The organism is Nocardioides hungaricus (genome assembly GCF_054782915.1).
In genome coordinates this window covers 81,193-101,511 of sequence record NZ_BAAGRO010000019.1, presented here as the reverse complement: position 1 = coordinate 101,511, position 20,319 = coordinate 81,193, and the positions used below count along the sequence as shown (strand labels likewise).

General features: G+C 72.4%; 20 protein-coding genes. 14 read left to right on the top strand and 6 right to left on the bottom strand.

From position 1 onward, the window contains the following. Positions 1-2 precede the first annotated feature (2 nt). Positions 3-986 carry a M23 family metallopeptidase gene (locus tag ACYVKX_RS08060; protein WP_460830466.1) on the bottom strand — a complete coding sequence of 328 codons (984 nt, stop codon included), beginning with the start codon at positions 984-986 and terminating at the stop codon, positions 3-5. Between the two features lie 176 nt (positions 987-1,162). Here ACYVKX_RS08060 and ACYVKX_RS08055 point away from each other — a divergent pair, with 176 nt between their 5' ends. From ACYVKX_RS08055 to sucD, 3 genes are all read left to right on the top strand, one after another. Continuing rightward, on the top strand, positions 1,163-1,573 hold the full coding sequence (locus ACYVKX_RS08055) for a cobalamin B12-binding domain-containing protein (RefSeq protein WP_460830464.1): 411 nt from the start codon (positions 1,163-1,165) through the stop codon (positions 1,571-1,573). Between the two features lie 156 nt (positions 1,574-1,729). Continuing rightward, positions 1,730-2,896 carry an ADP-forming succinate--CoA ligase subunit beta gene (sucC, locus tag ACYVKX_RS08050; RefSeq protein ID WP_460830462.1) on the top strand — a complete coding sequence of 389 codons (1,167 nt, stop codon included), beginning with the start codon at positions 1,730-1,732 and terminating at the stop codon, positions 2,894-2,896. A gap of 14 nt (positions 2,897-2,910) precedes the next feature. Further along, positions 2,911-3,792, top strand: coding sequence for a succinate--CoA ligase subunit alpha (gene sucD / locus ACYVKX_RS08045; protein ID WP_460830460.1), 882 nt, complete (start codon positions 2,911-2,913; stop codon positions 3,790-3,792). Between the two features lie 63 nt (positions 3,793-3,855). On the opposite strand, the gene ACYVKX_RS08040 is transcribed toward sucD, so the two are convergent. After that, positions 3,856-5,697: a SigE family RNA polymerase sigma factor gene (locus tag ACYVKX_RS08040; protein ID WP_460830458.1), complete on the bottom strand. Its 1,842-nt coding sequence runs from the start codon at positions 5,695-5,697 to the stop codon at positions 3,856-3,858. A 93-nt stretch (positions 5,698-5,790) separates the two neighbouring features. On the opposite strand from ACYVKX_RS08040, the gene ACYVKX_RS08035 reads away from it, so the two are divergent. The 5 genes from ACYVKX_RS08035 to ACYVKX_RS08015 are packed head-to-tail and all read left to right on the top strand — an operon-like array spanning position 5,791 to position 10,419. Continuing rightward, the gene (locus ACYVKX_RS08035; protein ID WP_460830456.1) at positions 5,791-7,053 is read left to right on the top strand and encodes a cell division protein PerM; all 1,263 of its coding nucleotides are present in this window, start codon (positions 5,791-5,793) and stop codon (positions 7,051-7,053) included. Continuing rightward, a complete protein-coding gene (gene purN / locus ACYVKX_RS08030) occupies positions 7,050-7,667 on the top strand; it encodes a phosphoribosylglycinamide formyltransferase (RefSeq protein WP_460830454.1) in 618 nt (205 codons plus the stop codon). The genes ACYVKX_RS08035 and purN overlap by 4 nt, the downstream gene beginning before the upstream one ends. After that, complete coding sequence (gene purH / locus ACYVKX_RS08025; RefSeq protein WP_460830452.1) at positions 7,664-9,229, top strand: bifunctional phosphoribosylaminoimidazolecarboxamide formyltransferase/IMP cyclohydrolase; 1,566 nt, start codon at positions 7,664-7,666, stop codon at positions 9,227-9,229. The genes purN and purH overlap by 4 nt, the downstream gene beginning before the upstream one ends. Positions 9,230-9,241: 12 nt before the next feature. After that, positions 9,242-10,087 carry a bifunctional methylenetetrahydrofolate dehydrogenase/methenyltetrahydrofolate cyclohydrolase gene (locus ACYVKX_RS08020; RefSeq protein ID WP_460830449.1) on the top strand — a complete coding sequence of 282 codons (846 nt, stop codon included), beginning with the start codon at positions 9,242-9,244 and terminating at the stop codon, positions 10,085-10,087. Continuing rightward, a complete protein-coding gene (locus ACYVKX_RS08015; protein WP_460830447.1) occupies positions 10,084-10,419 on the top strand; it encodes a DUF3017 domain-containing protein in 336 nt (111 codons plus the stop codon). The genes ACYVKX_RS08020 and ACYVKX_RS08015 overlap by 4 nt, the downstream gene beginning before the upstream one ends. A gap of 47 nt (positions 10,420-10,466) precedes the next feature. On the opposite strand, the gene ACYVKX_RS08010 is transcribed toward ACYVKX_RS08015, so the two are convergent. Then, a complete protein-coding gene (locus tag ACYVKX_RS08010) occupies positions 10,467-11,453 on the bottom strand; it encodes a malate dehydrogenase (protein ID WP_460830445.1) in 987 nt (328 codons plus the stop codon). Between the two features lie 91 nt (positions 11,454-11,544). Further along, positions 11,545-12,573 carry an MIP/aquaporin family protein gene (locus tag ACYVKX_RS08005; RefSeq protein WP_460830443.1) on the bottom strand — a complete coding sequence of 343 codons (1,029 nt, stop codon included), beginning with the start codon at positions 12,571-12,573 and terminating at the stop codon, positions 11,545-11,547. 97 nt (positions 12,574-12,670) lie between these two features. Here ACYVKX_RS08005 and ACYVKX_RS08000 point away from each other — a divergent pair, with 97 nt between their 5' ends. From ACYVKX_RS08000 to ACYVKX_RS07990, 3 genes are all read left to right on the top strand, one after another. Next, positions 12,671-14,863 carry an NADP-dependent isocitrate dehydrogenase gene (locus ACYVKX_RS08000; protein ID WP_460830439.1) on the top strand — a complete coding sequence of 731 codons (2,193 nt, stop codon included), beginning with the start codon at positions 12,671-12,673 and terminating at the stop codon, positions 14,861-14,863. Continuing rightward, positions 14,856-15,356 carry a hypothetical protein gene (locus ACYVKX_RS07995; RefSeq protein WP_460830438.1) on the top strand — a complete coding sequence of 167 codons (501 nt, stop codon included), beginning with the start codon at positions 14,856-14,858 and terminating at the stop codon, positions 15,354-15,356. Before ACYVKX_RS08000 ends, ACYVKX_RS07995 begins: the two co-directional genes overlap by 8 nt. An 86-nt stretch (positions 15,357-15,442) precedes the next feature. Next, positions 15,443-16,645 (top strand): MFS transporter, encoded by a 1,203-nt coding sequence (locus tag ACYVKX_RS07990; RefSeq protein WP_460830435.1) that lies wholly within the window; start codon positions 15,443-15,445, stop codon positions 16,643-16,645. Between the two features lie 93 nt (positions 16,646-16,738). Here the strand turns inward: ACYVKX_RS07990 and ACYVKX_RS07985 are convergent, their stop codons facing one another. After that, the gene (locus ACYVKX_RS07985; protein WP_460830432.1) at positions 16,739-16,939 is read right to left on the bottom strand and encodes a hypothetical protein; all 201 of its coding nucleotides are present in this window, start codon (positions 16,937-16,939) and stop codon (positions 16,739-16,741) included. Between the two features lie 13 nt (positions 16,940-16,952). Next, entirely contained in the window at positions 16,953-17,558 is a 606-nt protein-coding gene (locus tag ACYVKX_RS07980) for a hypothetical protein (protein ID WP_460830430.1), read from the bottom strand. A 68-nt stretch (positions 17,559-17,626) separates the two neighbouring features. Here ACYVKX_RS07980 and trpS point away from each other — a divergent pair, with 68 nt between their 5' ends. The 3 genes from trpS to ACYVKX_RS07965 are packed head-to-tail and all read left to right on the top strand — an operon-like array spanning position 17,627 to position 20,256. Beyond that, positions 17,627-18,685 (top strand): tryptophan--tRNA ligase, encoded by a 1,059-nt coding sequence (gene trpS / locus ACYVKX_RS07975; RefSeq protein ID WP_460830428.1) that lies wholly within the window; start codon positions 17,627-17,629, stop codon positions 18,683-18,685. 9 nt (positions 18,686-18,694) lie between these two features. Beyond that, positions 18,695-19,219 carry a 2'-5' RNA ligase family protein gene (locus ACYVKX_RS07970; RefSeq protein ID WP_460830424.1) on the top strand — a complete coding sequence of 175 codons (525 nt, stop codon included), beginning with the start codon at positions 18,695-18,697 and terminating at the stop codon, positions 19,217-19,219. Beyond that, positions 19,219-20,256, top strand: coding sequence for a YihY/virulence factor BrkB family protein (locus ACYVKX_RS07965; RefSeq protein ID WP_460830421.1), 1,038 nt, complete (start codon positions 19,219-19,221; stop codon positions 20,254-20,256). The genes ACYVKX_RS07970 and ACYVKX_RS07965 overlap by 1 nt, the downstream gene beginning before the upstream one ends. Positions 20,257-20,319 lie beyond the last annotated feature (63 nt).

The following is a 20,319-nucleotide window of genomic DNA, read 5'->3' as shown; positions in this document are numbered from 1 at the left end:
CGCTACGGCGTGACGCCGTTGGCGACCATCGCCTGGAACGGGTCGACCGGGTCGCCCGCTCCGGGCCGGACCTCGAGGTGGAGGTGCGGACCGGTCACGTTGCCGGTCGCGCCGACGGTGCCGATCACCTGGCCGGCGCGGACCTCCTCGCCGGCGCTGACCAGGAACGAGGTCTGGTGGCAGAACCACAGCTCGGTGCCGTCGTCGAGGGTGATCACGGTCTTGTTGCCGTAGGGACCGTCCCACTGCGCCGAGGTGATCACGCCGTTGGCGACCGCGCGGATCGGGGTGCCCGGAGGCGCCGCGAAGTCGAGGCCGGTGTGGTAGCTCGACCAGAGGCCGTACTCGCCGTACCGGGCGGTCAGCTGGTAGCTGTCCAGGGGCAGCACCCACTGGTTGAGCGCGAGCTTGGCCGACCACTTCTCGGAGCTCTGGTCGAGCTTGGCGAGCGCGACGTCGCGCTGCTTGGCCTGGTCCTCCGCGGCGGCCACCAGCTCCTTGTCGGCCGAGCTCTCGAGGGCGTCGCGGCGGGAGTCGCGGGAGACGGTGTCGCGGTCGAGCAGGCTGACCCGGGAGACGTCGCTGGCGCCGGAGAGGGCGCTGGCCTGGTTGAACTTGGTGGCGTCGTCACCGATGGCGCCGCTCGCGGCGGTCAGCGCGCCGCCCGCGGAGATCGCGAGGGCGGCGACGCCGAGCAGGATCGGCGGGGAGGGGAGTCCGCGGAAGAGCGGGCCGCGGCTGGCGGCGCGTCTGCCGGCGGAGCGCCTCGCGGGTGCGCGCTTCTCGGTCGGACGGGGGTTCTTCTCGGACGCACGGGGTACGGGGACCTCGGTGCTGCGCTCGGCGACGGTGGTCGCGACGGCTCGATCGGCCTTGGTGGGCCTGGTGGCCCTGCGCTTCCCGGCCGAGGTCGCGGTCGCGACGCGGGTCGGGAGGTCCGAGGGACCGCGGCCGTGGCCGCGGCGATCCGCTCGGTGGTTGCCCATGAATAAGTTCTCCGCTGCTCGGGGTTCAGACGGCGAGGCAAGACTGTAACGGACTGGTCACGGCCGCGGGCAACCAACTCCCGATCCTGTGGATTTCTTGCGGCCCGGCCGCCCTGCTCCGTGGCGGCTCCGTGGCGGGTCCCTGGCCAGCCTCACGCGTGGGCTAGCCTGCGCCCATGACCGCAGCGACCCCCGTACGGCGCATCCGGATCGTGGTCGGCAAGCCCGGCCTCGACGGGCACGACCGGGGCGCCAAGATCGTCGCCCGCGCGCTCCGCGACGCCGGGCACGAGGTGGTCTATACCGGTCTGCACCAGACGCCCGAGCAGATCGTGGAGACCGCGATCCAGGAGGACGCCGACCTGATCGGCCTCTCCGTGCTCTCGGGCGCGCACATGACGCTGTTCCGCCGCCTGGTCGAGCTGCTCGCCGAGCGCGACGCCGCCGACATCGTCGTCTTCGGCGGGGGGATCATCCCGGACGAGGACATCTCGCTCCTCGAGGAGATCGGCGTCGCCAAGGTGTTCACCCCCGGTGCGCCGACCACCGAGATCACCGACTGGGTGGCGGCGCACTTCTCCGAGTGACCCCACCTGCAGACCTCCGGGGACCGTGCCCCACGTCACGTCGGCCCGGCCTCGTCGTACGCCGGAGCCCGGGACTAGGGTGCGACGGACACCCCCTGAGCGCGAGGCCGCGTCTCGATGCGCGCCCGCTCCGACCGATGAGGACTTGGTGGATCAGTGGACCTGATGGAGTACCAGGCGAAGGAGCTCTTCGCCAAGCACGGTGTGACCACGACGCTGGGCGTCGTCGTCGAGTCGGCGCAGGCGGCCCGCGAGGCCGCCGAGCAGCTCGGGGGCGTGACGGTCATCAAGGCGCAGGTCAAGGCGGGTGGTCGCGGCAAGGCCGGCGGCGTCAAGCTCGCGAAGACCGCCGACGAGGCGTTCGAGCACGCGTCGAACATCCTCGGCATGGAGATCAAGGGCCTCACCGTCAACCGGGTCCTGGTCACCCCCGCCACCCCGCCGGAGGAGGAGTACTACTTCTCCTTCCTGCTCGACCGCGCGAACCGGCGCTACCTGTGCATCGCGTCGGTCGAGGGCGGCGTCGAGATCGAGGAGGTCGCCAAGACCAACCCCGACGCCGTCAAGCAGATCCCGGTCGACCCGGGCACCGGCGTCGACGAGGCCAGGGCCCGCGAGATCGCCATGGAGGCGAAGTTCCCCGAGGCCGTCTTCGAGCAGGCCGTGGAGATGATCCAGGCGCTCTACACGACCTTCGTCGAGGAGGACGCCACGCTGGTCGAGGTCAACCCGCTCGCGCGGCTGGCCGGCGACCGGCTCGAGGCGCTCGACGGCAAGGTCTCGCTCGACGACAACGCCTCCGAGGTCCGCCACCCCGACCACGAGGCGTTCGAGATCCGCGAGGAGGCCGACCCGCTCGAGGCGAAGGCCAAGGACAAGGGCCTCAACTACGTCAAGCTCGACGGTGCTGTCGGCATCATCGGCAACGGCGCCGGCCTGGTCATGTCGACCCTCGACGTCGTCGCGTACGCCGGCGAGGCGCACGGCGGCGTCAAGCCCGCGAACTTCCTCGACATCGGCGGCGGCGCGAACGCCCAGGTGATGGCCGACGGCCTCGACGTGATCCTGCACGACCCGCAGGTCAGGAGCGTGTTCGTGAACGTGTTCGGCGGCATCACCGCCTGCGACGAGGTCGCCAACGGCATCAGGGGCGCGCTGGAGATCCTCGGCGGCGAGGCGACCAAGCCGATCGTCGTACGCCTCGACGGCAACAACGTGGCGGAGGGCCGCCGGATCCTGGACGAGCTGAGCCATCCGCTGGTCACCCAGGTCGACACCATGGACGGCGCCGCCGACAAGGCCGCCGAGCTCGCGAACGCGTAAGGACGAAGAAGCAGATGTCTATCTACCTCAACAAGGACTCCAGGATCATCGTCCAGGGCATGACCGGCGGGATGGGCTCCAAGCACACCACGCTCATGCTCGACGCCGGGTCGAACATCGTCGGCGGCGTGAACGCCCGCAAGGCCGGTACGTCGGTCGAGCTGGGCGGCAGGGAGCTGCCGGTGTTCGGCAGCGTCAAGGAGGCGATGGCCGAGACCGGCGCCGACGTGTCGGTCGTCTTCGTGCCGCCGGCGTTCACCAAGGACGCCTGCGTCGAGGCCATCGACGCCGGCATCGGCCTGCTCGTGGTCATCACCGAGGGCGTGCCGGTGCAGGACACCGCCGAGGTGTGGTCCTACCTGGCGGGCAAGGACACCCGGATGATCGGCCCGAACTGCCCGGGCATCATCACCCCGGAGGAGTCGCTGGCCGGCATCACCCCGCACACCATCGCGGGCAGGGGCCCGGTCGGCCTCGTGTCGAAATCCGGCACGCTGACCTATCAGATGATGTACGAGCTGCGCGACTACGGCTTCTCGACCGCCATCGGCATCGGCGGCGACCCGATCATCGGCACCACGCACATCGACGCGCTCGAGGCGTTCGAGAACGACCCCGAGACCTTGGCGATCGTGATGATCGGCGAGATCGGCGGCGACGCCGAGGAGCGTGCGGCGGCGTACATCAAGGAGCATGTGACCAAGCCGGTCGTCGGCTACGTCGCGGGCTTCACCGCGCCCGAGGGCAAGACCATGGGCCACGCCGGCGCCATCGTCTCCGGCTCCTCCGGCACCGCGCAGGCCAAGAAGGAGGCCCTCGAGGCCGTCGGGGTGAAGGTCGGCAAGACGCCGTCCGAGACCGCCGCCCTCATGCGCGAGGTCCTGCAGGGCCTCTGATCCGAAGGCGCGAGTCGGCGCGTCTTGCCCGGGCAAGACGCGCCGACTCGGCGTTGCGGAGGCTCAGCGGGCCTTCGGCGGCGGCATGGCGCCGAGCCGGGCCAGCGCCCGCTGGACGACGAACAGGAAGTCGCCCGGCGCGAAGTCGACCTTGGAAGCGGGCACGAACCCGACCTGGGCGACCGACGTGCCGTCGCGCACCACGCCCATCAGGTAGTCGACGGAGGCGTTGTCGCCGATCTCGGTCCGCACACGCCACGCCGCGAGATCCTGGCCCTTGGCGTCCATCTGGCGCACCGGCGTCACGTCGGTGCCCATCCGCTTCGCCGAGCAGCGGGCCAGCTCGGTGCGGATGGTCTGGACGAACGCCTCCGCCTGCTTGGCCGTCGGCAGCGAGCCGACGGTCTGGGTGAGCCCGAACTGGGCGGGCAGCTTCGCGTCCGGGATGAGGAACGTGCGGGTGATGTTGTTGGTCACCGACCCCTTCGAGAAGTCGGTGGTGTCGCAGCCGGTCGCGGCGGTGTTCGTCCTCGCCACCCGCGGCTCGGTGCCGACCCACGGCCGGGACACGCCGGTCACCGGCGGGAGGTCGACCTCGTCGAGCATGGCGGGGACCGGCGCGGCCGGTCGCAGGGCGGTCTCGCCGACCCGGGGCGTGACGGCGCACGCGCCGGCGTCCTCGAGCGAGCAGAGCCCGCTGACGGCGTCGCCGAGCAGGCGCGCGGACCTCGCCAGGGGGGGCTGCCCGCCGGCGGGGAAGCGGGTGAACGTCGTGGTCGTGTAGACGCCGGTCCGGGCCACGCCGACAACCAGGGTGGAGCCGTCGCCCGCGAACGTCCGCACGGTGAAGAGGGTCGCGTCGTCGCCGAGGCCCGCGACGGGTCGGGTGTCGATCAGCAGCGCCTGCTCGTCGTCGCACGCGGCGAACCAGCCCAGCGCGGTCTCGTATCCGCGCCGGGCGCCCCGCTCGGTCGCGGACGCCTGGGCGGTCTGTACGACCTCGGTGGTGTCCGCCCGCTTGCGCCGCGTCGGCTCGAAGTTGCGGACCAGCGCGGCGGTGCCCCGGGCGTCCGCGAACCGCGCGTCCTGGCAGGCCATCACCAGGCCGTCGCCGCCGGTGTTGTCGTGGGTGCGCACCGTGATCCACTCGGTGCCCGGCGTCGACCTCGCGACCTGGCTCGTCTGCAGCAGGGCGGTCTCGGGCAGGTCCGGGGGCTCGGGCGTCGGCTTGCCCGAGGGCCCGGCGGCGTTCACGCGGTCGCCCGCCAGCGTGGGGCGTACGCCGGTGGCGTCGCTCACGAGGGTCCCGGTGACCACCAGTGCGGCGACCGTGCCGACCACGCCGACGAGCGTGTGGGTGCGGCGGCGGGCGGCGCCGGCGCGGCGGACGATCGTCGCGCGCGGCCAGCGGCCGGTCTCGAGGTGGGCGGCGACCGACTCGACGACGGCACGGATGCTCGTCGTCGGCACCTCGCGGGCGACCGCGAACTGCGCCGCGGCGGTCTGCAGCTCGCGCTCGGTGTCGGCGCGGGGGAGGCCGACCTCGCGGGCGATCTCGGCGAGCGAGGCGCGGGTCAGGTGCGTGAGCAGGAGCACCCGCCGCTGGGTCATCGACAGCTTGCCGAGCGCCTCCAGCGTCGCGCGGACCTCGGGGTCGAGGTCCCTCTCCCGGTGCCACAGCTTGGCGGTGTGCCGGCGCTGGGCGCGGGCGCAGGCGCGGACCCGCGTCCACGCCTCGGGGTCCTCGAGCCGGGCGACCTTGCGCCAGTGGTGCCAGGTGGCGACGAAGCCGTCGCGGACCGCGTTCCGGGAGGCCGGGAGGTCGCCGGTGAGGCAGTACGTCAGCAGCAGCAGCCGGCCGCGGACGTCCTTGTAGAACTGGTCGAACTCGTCGGGGTCCCTCATGGCGTCCTCCACCGTAGCCCGATCGAGTCGAGAGGGCCGAACCGGCGTGTGCGCCCGGATCCGGGCCCGGCATCGGGTGATGATGGCCGGGCCATGACTTCCCTGCTGCCCGGATCGGCCCCCACCCTGGCGGGAGACCGGGCCGACGCGCGCCACCGCCGCCCCCTCGTGCTCGTCGCGCTGCTCGGCGGCGCCGGGGCCGCGCTGGCGACGCTCCTGGTCTGCCTGGCGGCCGGAGTCGTGGGCTGGTTCCTCGCCGACGCGGGCGTCCACGGAACCCCACGCGACGGACTGCGTGTGGGTGCGCTCGGGTGGCTGCTGGCCCACGGCTCCGGGATCCGGGTCGACGGCGTCGCGATCACGGTGGTGCCGCTCGGCCTCACCGCGCTCGCCGCCTGGGCGGTCTGGCGGCTCGGGCACCGGGTCGGGGACTCGATCTCGGGGCACGGCCCCGACGCCGAGCGGATCGCCGACGGCGAGCGGGACTGGACCGTGGCGATCGCCGTGGCCGCCTTCACCGCCGGGTACGCCGCCGTGGCGGTCGTCACCCTCCGGCTGGCCGCCACCCCGGAGACCGCGCCCTCGCTGGGCCGGGTGCTGCTCTGGTCACTGCTGCTCTGCCTCACCGTCGGCCTCGCGGCGATCGCGACCGGCTCCGGACGGGCCGCGATCTGGGCCGCGACGCTGCCGCCCTCGCTCCGCACGTCCGCCGCGACCTGCCTGCGGGTGCTGGGCGCCTACCTGGCCGTCTCCGCGCTGTTCTTCCTCGGCGCGCTGGTTGTCGACTTCGACACGGCGGTCAACGTGATGTCGCGGCTGCACACCGACGCCGGCGACGCGACCGTCTACACCGTGCTCAGCGCCACCGTGGTCCCGAACGCCACCGTCCTCTCCGCGAGCTACCTGCTCGGCCCCGGCTTTGCGGTCGGCGTCGACACGCTCGTCTCGCCGACGCTGGTCTCGCTCGGCCCGCTGCCGATGTTCCCGCTGCTGGCCGCGCTGCCCGATGCCGGGCCGACGCCGGCCTGGACGGCGTACGTCATCGGCCTCGCCCCGATCGTGGCCGCCCTGGCCGCGGCCCGGTCGCAGCGGCGCAGCCCGACCCTGCGCTGGGACGAGGGCGCCCTGCGCGGCTGCGCCGGCGGCGTCCTGGCCGGCGTGCTGCTCGGCGTGCTCGCCGCGGTCTCCGGTGGAGCGGTCGGCCCGGGCCGGATGGCCGAGGTGGGCCCGGCCGCGCTGGACGTGACGGTGAACGCGATCACCGCGCTCGGCATCGGCGGGCTGCTCGGCGGCGTTCTCATGACCTGGTGGCAGCGGCGGATCGCCCGGAGGGCGGCCCTAGACTCCGCTGCGTGACCTCCCGCCCCGCCCGACTCGTCGTCCTGGTGTCGGGCTCGGGGACCAACCTGCAGGCCCTGCTCGACGCGTCCGCCGATCCGTCGTACGGCGCCCGCGTGGTCGCCGTCGGCGCCGACCGCGACGGCATCGAGGGCCTCGCCCGCGCCGACCGGGCCGGCGTGCCGACCTTCGTGAGGAGGGTCGGCGACTTCACCTCCCGCGAGCACTGGGACCGGGCGCTGGCCGACACGGTCGCGAGCTTCGAGCCCGACCTGGTGGTGCTGGCCGGCTTCATGAAGCTGGTCGGCGCGGAGCTCCTCGACCGCCTCGGCGGGCGGGTCGTCAACACCCACCCGGCGCTGTCGCCGGCGTTCCCCGGGATGCGCGGGCCCGCCGACGCGCTGGACTACGGGGTCAAGGTCACCGGCTGCACCCTCTTCGTCGTCGACACGGGCGTCGACACCGGCCCGATCGTCGCGCAGCGGGCGGTCCCGGTCGAGGACGGCGACACCGTCGCGACGCTGCACGAGCGGATCAAGGTCGCCGAGCGCCGGATGCTCGTCGACGCCGTGGGCCGGCTGGCTCGCGAGGGCTTCACGATCAACGACAGGAAGGTCCGGTTCGGACGATGACCTCAGCTATCGACCAGGTTCCGATCAGGCGCGCGCTCGTGTCGGTCTACGACAAGAGCGGCCTGGAGGGGCTGGTCCGCGGCCTGCACGGGGCCGGGGTCGCCCTGGTGTCCACCGGCGGCTCCGCGGCCCTCATCGAGGGGCTGGGCCTGCCGGTCACCCGGGTCGAGGACCTCACCGGCTTCCCCGAGTGCCTCGACGGCCGCGTGAAGACGCTGCACCCGCGGGTGCACGCCGGCATCCTCGCCGACCGCCGCCTCGACTCCCACGTCGAGCAGCTCGCCGACCTCGGCGTGGAGCCGTTCGACCTGGTCGTCTCGAACCTCTACCCGTTCGTCCAGACCGTCGGCTCCGGCGCGAGCCCGGACGAGTGCGTCGAGCAGATCGACATCGGCGGCCCCTCGATGGTCCGCGCCGCCGCCAAGAACCACCCCTCGGTCGCGATCGTGACCTCCCCGGCCAGGTACGACGAGGTGCTGGCCGCCGTCGCGGCCGGCGGGTTCACCCTCGAGCAGCGCCGGGCACTCGCCGCCGAGGCGTTCACCCACACCGCGTCGTACGACGTTGCGGTGGCGTCCTGGATGGGCAGCGTGCTCACCGACAGCACCGACGGGACCGGGTTCCCGGCCTGGGCCGGCGCGACGTGGGAGCGGAAGGCGGTGCTGCGCTACGGCGAGAACCCGCACCAGCCCGCGGCGCTCTACGCCGGCGCGCTCGGCGGCGGTCTCGCGGCGGCCGAGCAGCTGCACGGCAAGGAGATGTCCTACAACAACTACGTCGACACCGACGCCGCCCGCCGCGCGGCCAACGACTTCGCCGAGCCTGCGGTGGCGATCATCAAGCACGCCAACCCGTGCGGCATCGCGGTCGGCGCGGACGTCGCCGAGGCGCACCGCAAGGCCCACGAGTGCGACCCGGTCTCGGCGTTCGGCGGCGTGATCGCCGTGAACCGGCCGGTGTCGGTGGCACTGGCCGAGCAGGTGGCCGAGGTCTTCACCGAGGTGATCGTGGCGCCGGCGTACGACGACGGCGCGGTCGAGGTGCTGCAGGGCAAGAGGAACCTCCGGATCCTGGTCTGCCCCGTCGACGCCGGCGCAGCCGCCGAGATCCGGCCGGTGAGCGGCGGTCTGCTGATGCAGCGCGTCGACCACGTCGACGCCGAGGGCGACGACCCGTCGACCTGGACCCTCGCCGTCGGCGAGGCCGCCTCGCCCGAGCTGCTCGCCGACCTGGCCTTCGCCTGGCGGGCCTGCCGCGCGGTGAAGTCCAACGCGATCCTGCTCGCCAGGGACGGCGCCTCCGTCGGCGTCGGCATGGGTCAGGTCAACCGGGTCGACTCCTGCCGGCTCGCCGTCGAGCGGGCGGGGGAGCGGGCGGCCGGATCGGTCGCGGCCTCGGACGCCTTCTTCCCGTTCGAGGACGGCCCGCAGCTCCTCATCGACGCCGGCGTGGCGGCCATCGTGCAGCCCGGCGGCTCGGTCCGCGACGAGCTGACCATCGAGGCGGCGAAGGCCGCGGGCGTCACGATGTACTTCACCGACACTCGGCATTTCTTCCACTGACAGGATGACCCCGTGACTGCACAGAAGCTGGACGGCACCGCGACCCTCACCGCGATCAAGGCCGACCTCACCGAGCGGGTGGCGAAGCTGCGCGAGCGCGGTGTCGTGCCCGGCCTCGGCACGGTGCTGGTCGGCGACGACCCGGGCTCGCACTGGTACGTCGGGGCCAAGCACAAGGACTGCGCCGAGATCGGCATCGCGTCGATCCGGGTCGACCTGCCGGCGACCGCGACTCAGGCCGAGGCGGAGGCGGAGATCGACCGCCTCAACGACGACCCGGCGTGCACCGGCTTCATCGTGCAGCAGCCGACCGGGCTCGACGAGTTCCGGCTCCTCTCCCGGGTCGCCCCGGACAAGGACGTCGACGGCCTGCACCCGGTCAACCTCGGCAAGCTGGTGCTCGGCGAGGCCGGACCGCTTCCGTGCACGCCGATCGGCTGCATCGAGCTGCTGCGCCGCCACGGCGTCGAGCTGAACGGCGCCGAGGTCGTCGTCGTGGGCCGCGGACTCACCGTCGGCCGGCCGATGGGCCTGCTGCTCACCCGCCGGTCGGAGAACTCCACCGTGACGCTCTGCCACACCGGCACCCGCGACCTCGCCGCGCACACGCGGAACGCCGACGTGATCGTCGCCGCCGCGGGCGTGCCCGACATCATCCGTGGCGACATGGTCAAGCCCGGCGCGGCCGTGCTCGACGTCGGCGTCTCGCGCGTCGACGGCAAGATCGCCGGCGACGTCGCCGCCGATGTCTGGGACGTCGCCGGCTGGGTGTCGCCGAACCCCGGCGGAGTCGGCCCGATGACCCGCGCGATGCTGCTCTCCAACATCGTGACCGCGGCCGAGCAGTCGGTGGCGTGAGCGAGGAGGAGCAGGAGCCCGTCTCGGCCGAGCCACCGGTCGAGGACGGGGACGGCCGTCGCTACCCGTCGACCATCGGGGGCGCGTTCTACCTCGTCGTCATCGCGATCGTCGCGATCGGCATCGGCATCGTCACGACCGGCAGGTGGCGCCTGGGCGTCCAGTGGTTCGGCGGCGCGCTCGGGCTCGCGGCGGTCGTCCGGGCGGCGCTGCCCGCGAAGGACGCCGGCATGCTCGCCGTACGCACGCGCTGGTGGGACTGCCTGCTGCTGGCCGGGACCGGTGCGGCGCTGGTCTTCCTCGCCGTCTCGATCCCCGACCAACCCCTCTAGAGACGCCGAGTCGGCGCAGTCTCAGCTGAGACTGCGCCGACTCGGCGTCAGATGAGGCCGAGGTCGGTGACGGCCTGGCGCTCCTCGGCGAGCTCCGCGGTGGAGGCGTCGATCCTCGCGCGGGAGAAGTCGTCGATGTCGAGGCCCGAGACGATCTCCCAGTTCCCGTCCTTCGTGGTGACGGGGAACGACGAGATCAGGCCGTCGGGGACGCCGTAGGAGCCGTCGGAGACGACCGCCATCGACACCCAGTCGCCCTCGGGGCTGCCGAGCAGCCAGTCGCGGGCGGCGTCGACGGTGGCCGACGCGGCCGAGGCTGCGGAGGAGGAGCCGCGGGCCTCGATGATCGCGGCGCCGCGCTTGGCGACGGTCGGGATGAAGGTGTCCTCCAGCCAGGCCTGGTCGTCCACGACCTCTGCGGCGTTCTTCCCGCCGACCTCGGCATGGAAGATGTCGGGGTACTGGGTCGCGGAGTGGTTGCCCCAGATGGTCATCCTCTTGATGTCGGTGACCGCGGCGCCGGTCTTCGCGGCGAGCTGCGAGATCGCGCGGTTGTGGTCGAGGCGGGTGAGCGCCGAGAACCGCTCCTGCGGGATGTCGGGGGCGTTGGTCATCGCGATCAGCGCGTTGGTGTTGGCCGGGTTGCCGGTCACGCCGATGCGGATGTCGTCGGCGGCCACCTTGTTCAGCGCCTGGCCCTGCGCGGTGAAGATCGCCCCGTTGGCGGAGAGCAGGTCGCCGCGCTCCATGCCGGCGGTGCGCGGGCGGGCGCCGACGAGCAGGGCCAGGTTGGCACCGTCGAAGATCGTCTCGGCGTCGTCGCCGATCTCGACGCCGGCGAGGTTCGGGAAGGCGCAGTCGTCGAGCTCCATCACGACGCCCTCGAGCGCCTTGAGCGCCGGCGTGATCTCCAGCAGCCGCAGCTCGATCGGGCGGTCGCCCAGCAGCGAGCCGCTCGCCAGGCGGAACAGCAGGCTGTAGCCGATCTGGCCGGCGGCGCCGGTGACGGCCACCTTCAACGGGGTAGAGCTCACGACGACTCCTCGATCACGGTCTGGTCTGGTCGGCTCCCGACGCTAGCAGCGCCGGGAGCCTCCGCGATCCCAGGGTCCACCCCTCGCCCGCCTACTGCGGCGGGCGGATCCGGGTCTGCTCGCCCGGGTCCTCGTCCTCCGGGGCGGCCGGGGCGGCCGGGGCCGGCTCGACCGCCGCCTGCTCCTGGGCCGCCTGCTGCGCCCGCCACTGCTCCGGGGTCTGGCCGACCGGGTGCCAGGACTGGCCGACCGGGTCCCACTGCCAGCCGTCCTGCACGATCGGCGCGATGCCGTAGGTCGCGGTGGTGGCGGCCGTCTCCTGGTTCCACTGCTGCTGGTAGGCGTCCGGGCCGACCACGACCGCGGGGCGCTGCGGGAGCGACCAGCCGGAGCCGGGGATCGGGTCGGAGGCCCGGCCGAACAGCAGTGGGTAGGCGATGCCCGCGAGCGCGGCACCGATCAGCGGGGCGAGGATGAACAGCCAGAGCTGCACGATCGCGTCCGGTCCGGCGAACAGCGCCGGGCCGATCGAGCGGGCCGGGTTGACCGAGGTGCCGGTCGCCGGGATCGCCACGAAGTGGATCGCGGCCAGCGTGAGCCCGATCGCCAGCGGCGCCAGCGCCGGGTGCTCGAACCGCTCGTCGGTGACGGCGAGGATCACCATCACGAAGACGGCCGTGAGCAGCAGCTCGAGGAGGAACGCCGCCCAGGCGGCGTACCCGCTGCCCTGGTCGCCGAAGGAGTTCTGCCCCATGTTGCCGGTGGCGTCGAAGCCGTCGTAGCCGTTCAGCAGCAGGAAGAGCGCGAGCGCGCCCAGGAAGGCGCCGACGAGCTGGGCGACGGCGTAGAACGCGGCGTGGAGCCAGGAGAGCCGGCCGCCGATCGCCGCGCCGAGGGAGACCGCGGGGTTGAAGTGCGCGCCGGAGACCCGGCCGAACGCGTAGGCCATCACCATGACGGCGAGACCGAAGGTCAGGCCGATCGCGGTGATCGTCGTCGGTACGCCGGCCGCGCCGGCGAACACCACGGAGCCACAGCCGAAGAGCACCAGGACGAACGTCCCGAGGACCTCGGCGGTGAGCTTCTGCTGGAGGCCCGGGAGGGCGGTTTGCTCTGCCATGGGACGACTCTAGGCTGAGTGGGCCGGCCCCGTCGCGGGTCGGCCCGTCAGGTATCTTGACGTCAAGGTATTTCCGAGCCCCCAGGAGTGGCGCAGCATGGCCAAGATCATCTACACGCACACCGACGAGGCGCCGCTGTTGGCGACCTACTCGCTCCTGCCGATCGTTCAGGCGTACGCCGCCAGGGCGGGCGTGGAGGTGGAGACCCGCGACATCTCCGTGGCGGCGCGGATCCTCAGCGCGTTCGGGCTGGCCGACGACGCGCTCGGGGAGCTGGGCGAGCTCGCGAAGACCCCCGAGGCCAACATCGTCAAGCTGCCCAACATCTCCGCCTCGCTCCCGCAACTCAAGGCCGCGGTCAAGGAGCTCCAGGAGCAGGGCTTCGACCTGCCGGCGTACCCGGAGAGCCCCGCGACCGACGAGGAGAGGGAGATCCGGGCCAGGTACGACAAGGTCAAGGGCTCCGCGGTGAACCCGGTCCTGCGCGAGGGCAACTCCGACCGTCGCGCGCCGGCGTCGGTCAAGAACTACGCCAAGGCGCACCCGCACCGCATGGGCGTGTGGGCCCCCGACTCCAGGACCAACGTCGCGACCATGGGCGAGCGCGACTTCTTCGCCAACGAGAGGTCCGTCGTCATCCCCGCCGACGACACCCTGACCATCAGGCACGTCGCCGCCGACGGCACCGAGACCGTCCTGAAGGACGGCCTGACGGTGCTGGCCGGCGAGGTCGTGGACGGCACCTTCCTGGACGTCGCCGCGCTGCGCCGCTTCCTCGCCGAGCAGATCGCCCGCGCCAAGGCCGAGGACGTGCTGTTCTCGGTGCACCTGAAGGCCACGATGATGAAGGTCTCCGACCCGATCATCTTCGGCCACGTCGTGCAGGCGTTCTTCCCGGCCCTCTTCGAGCAGTACGGCGAGCAGCTGGGTGCCGCGGGGATCTCCCCGAACGACGGCCTCGGCGCCCTGCTCGGCGCCGCCGCCGACCTGCCCGAGGGCGACGCGATCCGGGCCGCGGTCGACGCCGGGCTGGCCGAGGGCCCGCGGATGGCGATGGTCGACTCCGACAAGGGCATCACCAACCTGCATGTGCCCTCCGACGTCATCATCGACGCCTCCATGCCCGCGATGATCCGCATCGGCGGCCACATGTGGGGCCCCGACGGCGCCGAGGGCGACACGCTCGCGGTGATCCCGGACTCCTCCTACGCGGGCGTCTACCAGGCCGTCATCGACGACTGCCGCGCGCACGGCGCCCTCGACCCGGCCACGATGGGCTCGGTCCCGAACGTCGGCCTGATGGCCCAGGCGGCCGAGGAGTACGGCTCCCACGACAAGACCTTCGAGATCCCCGCGGCGGGCGCGGTCCAGGTCGTCGACCGCGCCGGCGACGTGCTCATCGAGCACGACGTGCAGCCCGGCGACATCTGGCGCGCCTGCCAGACCAAGGACGCCCCGATCCGCGACTGGGTCAAGCTCGCCGTCACCCGCGCCCGCGCCACGGGCGTCCCGGCGGTGTTCTGGCTCGACGAGGCCCGCGCCCACGACGCGAACCTGATCGCGAAGGTGAAGGAGTACCTCCCCGAGCACGACACCCGGGGCCTGACCATCGAGATCCTCGCGCCGGCCGAGGCGACGGCGTACTCCCTGGAGCGGATCCGCCGCGGCGAGGACACCATCTCGGTCACCGGCAACGTGCTCCGCGACTACAACACCGACCTGTTCCCGATCCTCGAGCTCGGCACCTCGGCGAAGATGCTCTCGGTCGTCCCGTTGATGAACGGCGGCGGCCTGTTCGAGACCGGCGCCGGCGGCTCGGCGCCCAAGCACGTGCAGCAGCTGGTCAAGGAGAACTACCTGCGCTGGGACAGCCTCGGCGAGTTCTTCGCGCTGGTGCCCTCGCTCGAGCTGTACGCCGAGCAGGCCGACGACCCGGCGGCGAAGGTGCTCGCGGGCGCGCTCGACCGGGCCACCGAGACCTTCCTCAACGAGGACAGGTCGCCGACCCGCCGTCTCGGCGGCATCGACAACCGCGGCTCGCACTTCTACCTGGCGCTCTACTGGGCCCAGGAACTGGCCGGCCAGTCCGAGGACGCCGAGCTCGCCGCGGCGTTCAAGCCGCTCGCCGACACCCTCGCCGCGAACGAGCAGAAGATCGTGGACGAGCTGATCGCGGTCCAGGGCTCGCCGGCCGACATCGGTGGCTACTACCGCCCGGACGACGCCAAGGCGGCGGCCGTGATGCGCCCGTCGGCGACGCTGAACGAGGCGGTGGCGTCCCTTGTCTGACACCCGGCAGGACCAGGAGCAGCAGTACGACCGCTGGTCGCGCCCCGACGCGCTGAGCAGGCGGGGCTACGTGATCGTGGCGCTGGTGCCGTTCGTGATCGCCGCGATCGGCTTCGGCATCGTCTCGCTCGTCTCGGCCGGCGACGAGACCGGGAGCGGGACCTCGGTCCGGCTCCCGGTCTCCGGCTGGGCGGGCGACATCGCCGACGGGGCCGCCCTCGAGGGCGTGCTGCAGGTCGACGACCGGCAGTGCGTCTACCTCGACACCGGCGGGAGCCAGGTGTTCCTCGTCTGGCCCGCGGGCTACTCGGCCACCCTCGACCAGGGCCGGCTGGCCCTCCGCGACTCCAACGGCAATCTGGTCGCCCAGGACGGCAACCAGGTCCGGGTCGGCGGCGGCTCGATCCCGGCCGGCACGTTCTCCTCCGAGCCGTGCCTGCCCGACTCGGGCGACGTGTTCGCCGTGCAGTCGAAGGTCACCGTCCTGCAGTAGCACCCGTCGCGGAATAGGTCCTCGACGCGGCCGGGTTGGAGACTGTGTCCTCCGCCCCAGCGACTCCGGAAGGCCTCTCCCGCTCCATGACGACGACCGCCCCCGGCCCGACGACGGCCGCGCCGACCCGGGCGAGCCACTTCGCGCTCGCGGTCCTCGCGCTGGCGCTCGGGGGGTTCGCGATCGGTACGACGGAGTTCGTCACGATGGGGCTGCTGCCGCGGATCGCGGACGGCGTCGACGTCACGATCCCCCAGGCGGGCAGCGTGATCTCGGCGTACGCGCTGGGCGTGGTGGTCGGTGCGCCGGTGATCGCGGTCTTCGGGGCGAGGCTGCCGCGGCGGGCGCTGCTGATCTGGCTGATGGTGGCTTACGGCGCCTTCAACGTGCTCAGCGCGCTCGCGACGGGCTACGGGGTGCTGTTCGCGGCGCGGTTCCTCGACGGCCTGCCGCACGGCGCCTACTTCGGCGTCGCGAGCCTGGTCGCCGCCAGCCTGGCCCCGGCGGGCCGGCAGGGCCGGGCCGTCGCCAGCGTGATGCTCGGCCTCTCGGTCGCCAACGTGGTCGGCGTCCCGGCCGCGACCTGGCTCGGCCAGCAGGCCGGGTGGCGCTCGGCGTACGTCGCCGCCGGCGCGATCGCCGTGGTCGCCGCGGCGATGATCCTCGCGTTCGTGCCGTCCTGCCCGGGCAACCCGGAGGCGACCGGCCGCAAGGAGCTGCTGTTCTTCCGCAACGGCCAGGCGATGCTGACGCTGCTCGCCGGTGCGGTCGGCTTCGGCGGCCTGTTCGCGGTCTACTCCTACATCGCGCCGACCGTCACCGACGTCGGCGGCCTGCCGGAGGGCGCGGTGCCGGTCTTCACGGCGTCGTTCGGCCTCGGCATGGTGGCCGGCACCTGGCTGGCCGGCCGGCTCGCCGAGTGGTCGGTGTTCCGCACGCTGATCCTGTCCGGCATCGCCTCCGGCCTGGTGATGCTGCTGGTGTGGGCGGTCGCGCCGTTCGGCTGGGCGCTGCTGCCGGTGATCTTCCTGGTCACCGCGACCGGCTCGGTGCTGGTGGTCAACCTCCAGCTCCGGCTGATGACCGTCTCCGGCGAGGCGCAGACCCTCGGCGCCGCGATGAACCACGCGTCCCTCAACCTGGCCAACGCCCTCGGCGCCTGGCTCGGCGGCGTGGTGATCGCCGCCGGCTACGGCTACCGGTCGCCCGCGCTGGTCGGCGCGCTGCTCTCGGCGGCCGGCATCGGCGTGCTGCTCTGGTCGGCCCACTCGGCCGCCAGGAGGTCGTAGCCGACCAGGTCGACCGCGGCTACGTCGGAGGGCCGGTGCGCGCGCAGCGTGACCACGCCGTCGGTCAGAGTGGGGACCACGGACACGCCAGGATCAGGCGGGTATCGGCTCGACGGCCTTCGGCGAGATCAGCAGCGTGCCGGGATCGTCTCGCTCAGCGTCGTCGACGAACCGGATCCGGACCTGGGTCGGACTCTCGGAGGGGCCCCACACCTCGACGATCACGGCGAGGCGCTCCTCGCCGAGGCCCCACGGCACGCGCACGCGCATGCCGGGCCTCAGCCTGCGTGCCATCGCGCCACCTTCGTCACGTCCATGGATCGGTGCCGATCACTACTGACAGATGGTCCCACACTGCGCGATCCAGAGCCTTCGCGACCCGGTTCAGCACGGGGAGTCGGTCACGGGCCCAGGTGACCGTGTCCTTGATGTCTCGTCTGCGGAGATCGTCGAGGTCCTTCTGATTGCCGTGTGCGAGCGCATTGCGGAGCTCGAACACCTTCGGGAACTCGACGCTGTCGCCGGAGCTCCACTGTGAGTCGTGGACACTCAGGTCGAGGGGGCTCAGACCCACCCGAGCGAAGTCGTTCTTGATGGTCGACAGCGTGGCGTTGCCCCGATCGATGCCGCGGCCCTTCGTGAACCCCTCCGTGAGGAGCGGTACGTAGGTGATGGTCGAAGTGGCGTTGGTGACGATCCGCTCGACCACGAGGTCGTGTAGGTCGCGGCAGAACCCTTGGAACTCGCTCACCATTCCGGTGAGGTAGGCGTGAGCCAACGGCTTGCTCACGTCCTTCGGCCGGCCCGGTCCTGCCACGTCGCCGATGGTTCGGTGAGCCTCGGCCAGGACGCCGATGACCTCTCGCCGGTTCGATGACCAACGGGTCAGCGGTACGGATGGCGAGTAGGCCATGCCGAGACAGTAGACGGGTCGATGGCCCGATGGTCGTCGGTCGGTACGACTCGTGGAGAATGACGCCCATGTCCACCACGACCGCACCCGAGGTCGCGACGTCGGCGGCGGGGACCGGGACGGCCCGCCCACGGGTGCTCTCCGGGATCCAGCCGACGGCCGACTCGTTCCACTTCGGCAACTACCTCGGCGCGCTGCGGCAGTGGGTGGACCTGCAGCAGGACTACCAGCCGTTCTTCTTCATCGCCGACCTGCACGCGATCACCGTCGAGCAGGATCCGAAGGTGCTCCGCGAGCGCACCCTGCGCGCGGCCGCGCAGCTGGTCGCGATGGGCATCGACCCGGCCCGGTCCGCGATCTTCGTGCAGAGCCAGGTGCCCGAGCACGCCCAGCTCGGCTGGGTGCTCCAGTGCCTGACCGGCTTCGGCGAGGCCCGCCGGATGACCCAGTTCAAGGACAAGTCCGCCAAGGGCGGCGAGGGCGCGGCCAGCGTCGGCCTGTTCACCTACCCGATCCTCCAGGCGGCCGACATCCTGCTCTACCGGCCCCACTACGTACCGGTGGGCGAGGACCAGCGCCAGCACCTCGAGCTGACCCGCGACCTCGCGCAGCGCTTCAACGGCCGCTACCAGAAGACGTTCCGCCTGCCCGAGCCCTACATCCTCAAGGCCACGGCCAAGATCGCCGACCTCCAGGAGCCGACCGCGAAGATGTCGAAGTCCGCGTCCTCGCCGTCCGGCATCGTCGAGATGCTCGACGACCCGTCGGCCTCGGCCAAGAAGATCCGCTCCGCGGTCACCGACTCCGGCTCGGAGATCCGGTTCGACCCCGACGCGAAGCCGGGCGTCAGCAACCTGCTCACGATCTACTCCGCCCTCACCGACCGCCCGATCGCCGACCTCGAGGCGGAGTACGGCGGCCGCGGCTACGGCGACCTCAAGAAGGACCTGGCCGAGGTCGTGGTCGAGTTCGTGACGCCGTTCCGCGAGCGCACGCTCGAGCTGCTCGACGACCAGGCGTACCTCACCGGCCTGCTCCGCCAGGGCGCCGAGCAGGCCGGCGCCGTCGCGCGGACGACCCTGCGGGACGTCTACCGGCGGGTCGGCTTCGTCGCGGCGGGTCAGTAGAGTCGACGGGTGGTCACGATCGGAGTCGCCGTCGCCATCCCCGAGCCCTGGGCGACCGAGCTGCAGGACTACCGGACCGCGGTGGGGGATACCACTGCCGCCATGATCCCCACGCACATCACCCTGGTCCCGCCGACCGAGATCGACGCCGTCCACGTGGCGGAGGTCGAGAAGCACCTCGAGGAGGCCGCGACCGAGGTCGCGAGCTTCTGCGTCCACCTGCGCGGCACCGGCACCTTCCGCCCGGTCTCGCCGGTGGTGTTCGTGACGCTGGTCGAGGGGATCTCCCAGTGCGAGCAGCTCGCGACCTCGCTGCGCCGCGGGCCGCTGGACATCGACCTGCAGTACCCGTACCACCCGCACGTCACCATCGCCCACCACCTCGGTGACGAGCAGCTCGACCGGGCCTTCGAGGAGCTCGCGGACTTCGAGTGCGAGTTCGACGTCGACGGCTTCCACCTCTACGTCCACGACGACGCCGCCGGCTGGCGACCGACCCGGGACTTCCCGCTCCAGGCGGCGACGGCCGACTGATGCCGCTCATCGAGCGGGCCCGGGAGCGCGTCGAGGAGGTACGCCGGCGGCGGCCCCTCGTCGACCACCTGGTGCGGATGCAGGAGCACTACGGCGCGGTGAAGGCCGGCCAGCAGGCCGGCGCGGTCACCTACTTCGCGTTCCTGTCGTTCTTCCCGGTCCTGGCGCTCGCGTTCTTCGCGGTCGGCTGGATCGTCCGGGTCTACCCCCGGGCCGACGACGACCTCGAGAAGGCGCTGAACGGCGTGATGCCGGGCCTGATCGGCAGCGGCGAGGACCAGGTGCAGCTGAGCGACATCCAGTCCGCCGCGGCCACGGTCGGGATCCTCGGCGCGGTCGTGCTGCTCTACTCGGGGCTCGGCTGGCTGGCGGCGATGCGCGACGCGCTCGTGGTCGTGTTCGAGGTCCCGGACAAGGAGCAGCCGGGCTTCGTGCTCGGCAAGCTTCGCGACCTGGTCACGCTGGTGCTGATCGGGCTGATCCTGCTCGTGGCGGTGGCGGTCGCCGGCCTGGTCGGCGGCTTCGCCGGCGTGCTGCTGGACTGGGTCGGCCTCGACTCCGAGCTCGGCTGGCTGGTCAGGCTGATCACCGTCGTCCTCGGCCTCGGCGCCAACATGCTGCTGTTCTTCGCGATGTTCAAGCTGCTGGCCGAGCCGCACACCCCGACCCGGTCGCTGTGGTCGGGCGCCCTCCTCGGCGCGATCGCGTTCGAGGTGCTCAAGCAGGTCTCCGGCCTCCTGATCTCCGCGACGCAGGGCAACCCGGCGTTCCAGGCGTTCGGCCTCGCGCTGATCGTGCTGGTCTGGATCAACTACTTCTCCCGGGTCGTGCTCTACGCCGCCGCGTTCGCCCACACCTCGCCCGCCGCCCGGGCCGCCCGCCCCGACCCCGGCGAGGCTCCCGTCCAGGGCCCGCCGTCCCCGCCGGTCCGGCGTCCGGAGCGGGAGGGTCCGGCCTGGGTGCCGCCGTACGTCGCCGGAGCGCTCAGCACGCTCGGGATCATGGCCGTGGCGAAGAGGCTGGCCGGACGACGGTGAGCCCGGGGCAACCGATCGCGCCCCTGAGGCGTCCCACGGCGTAGCATCCAGCAACGCCTGGGG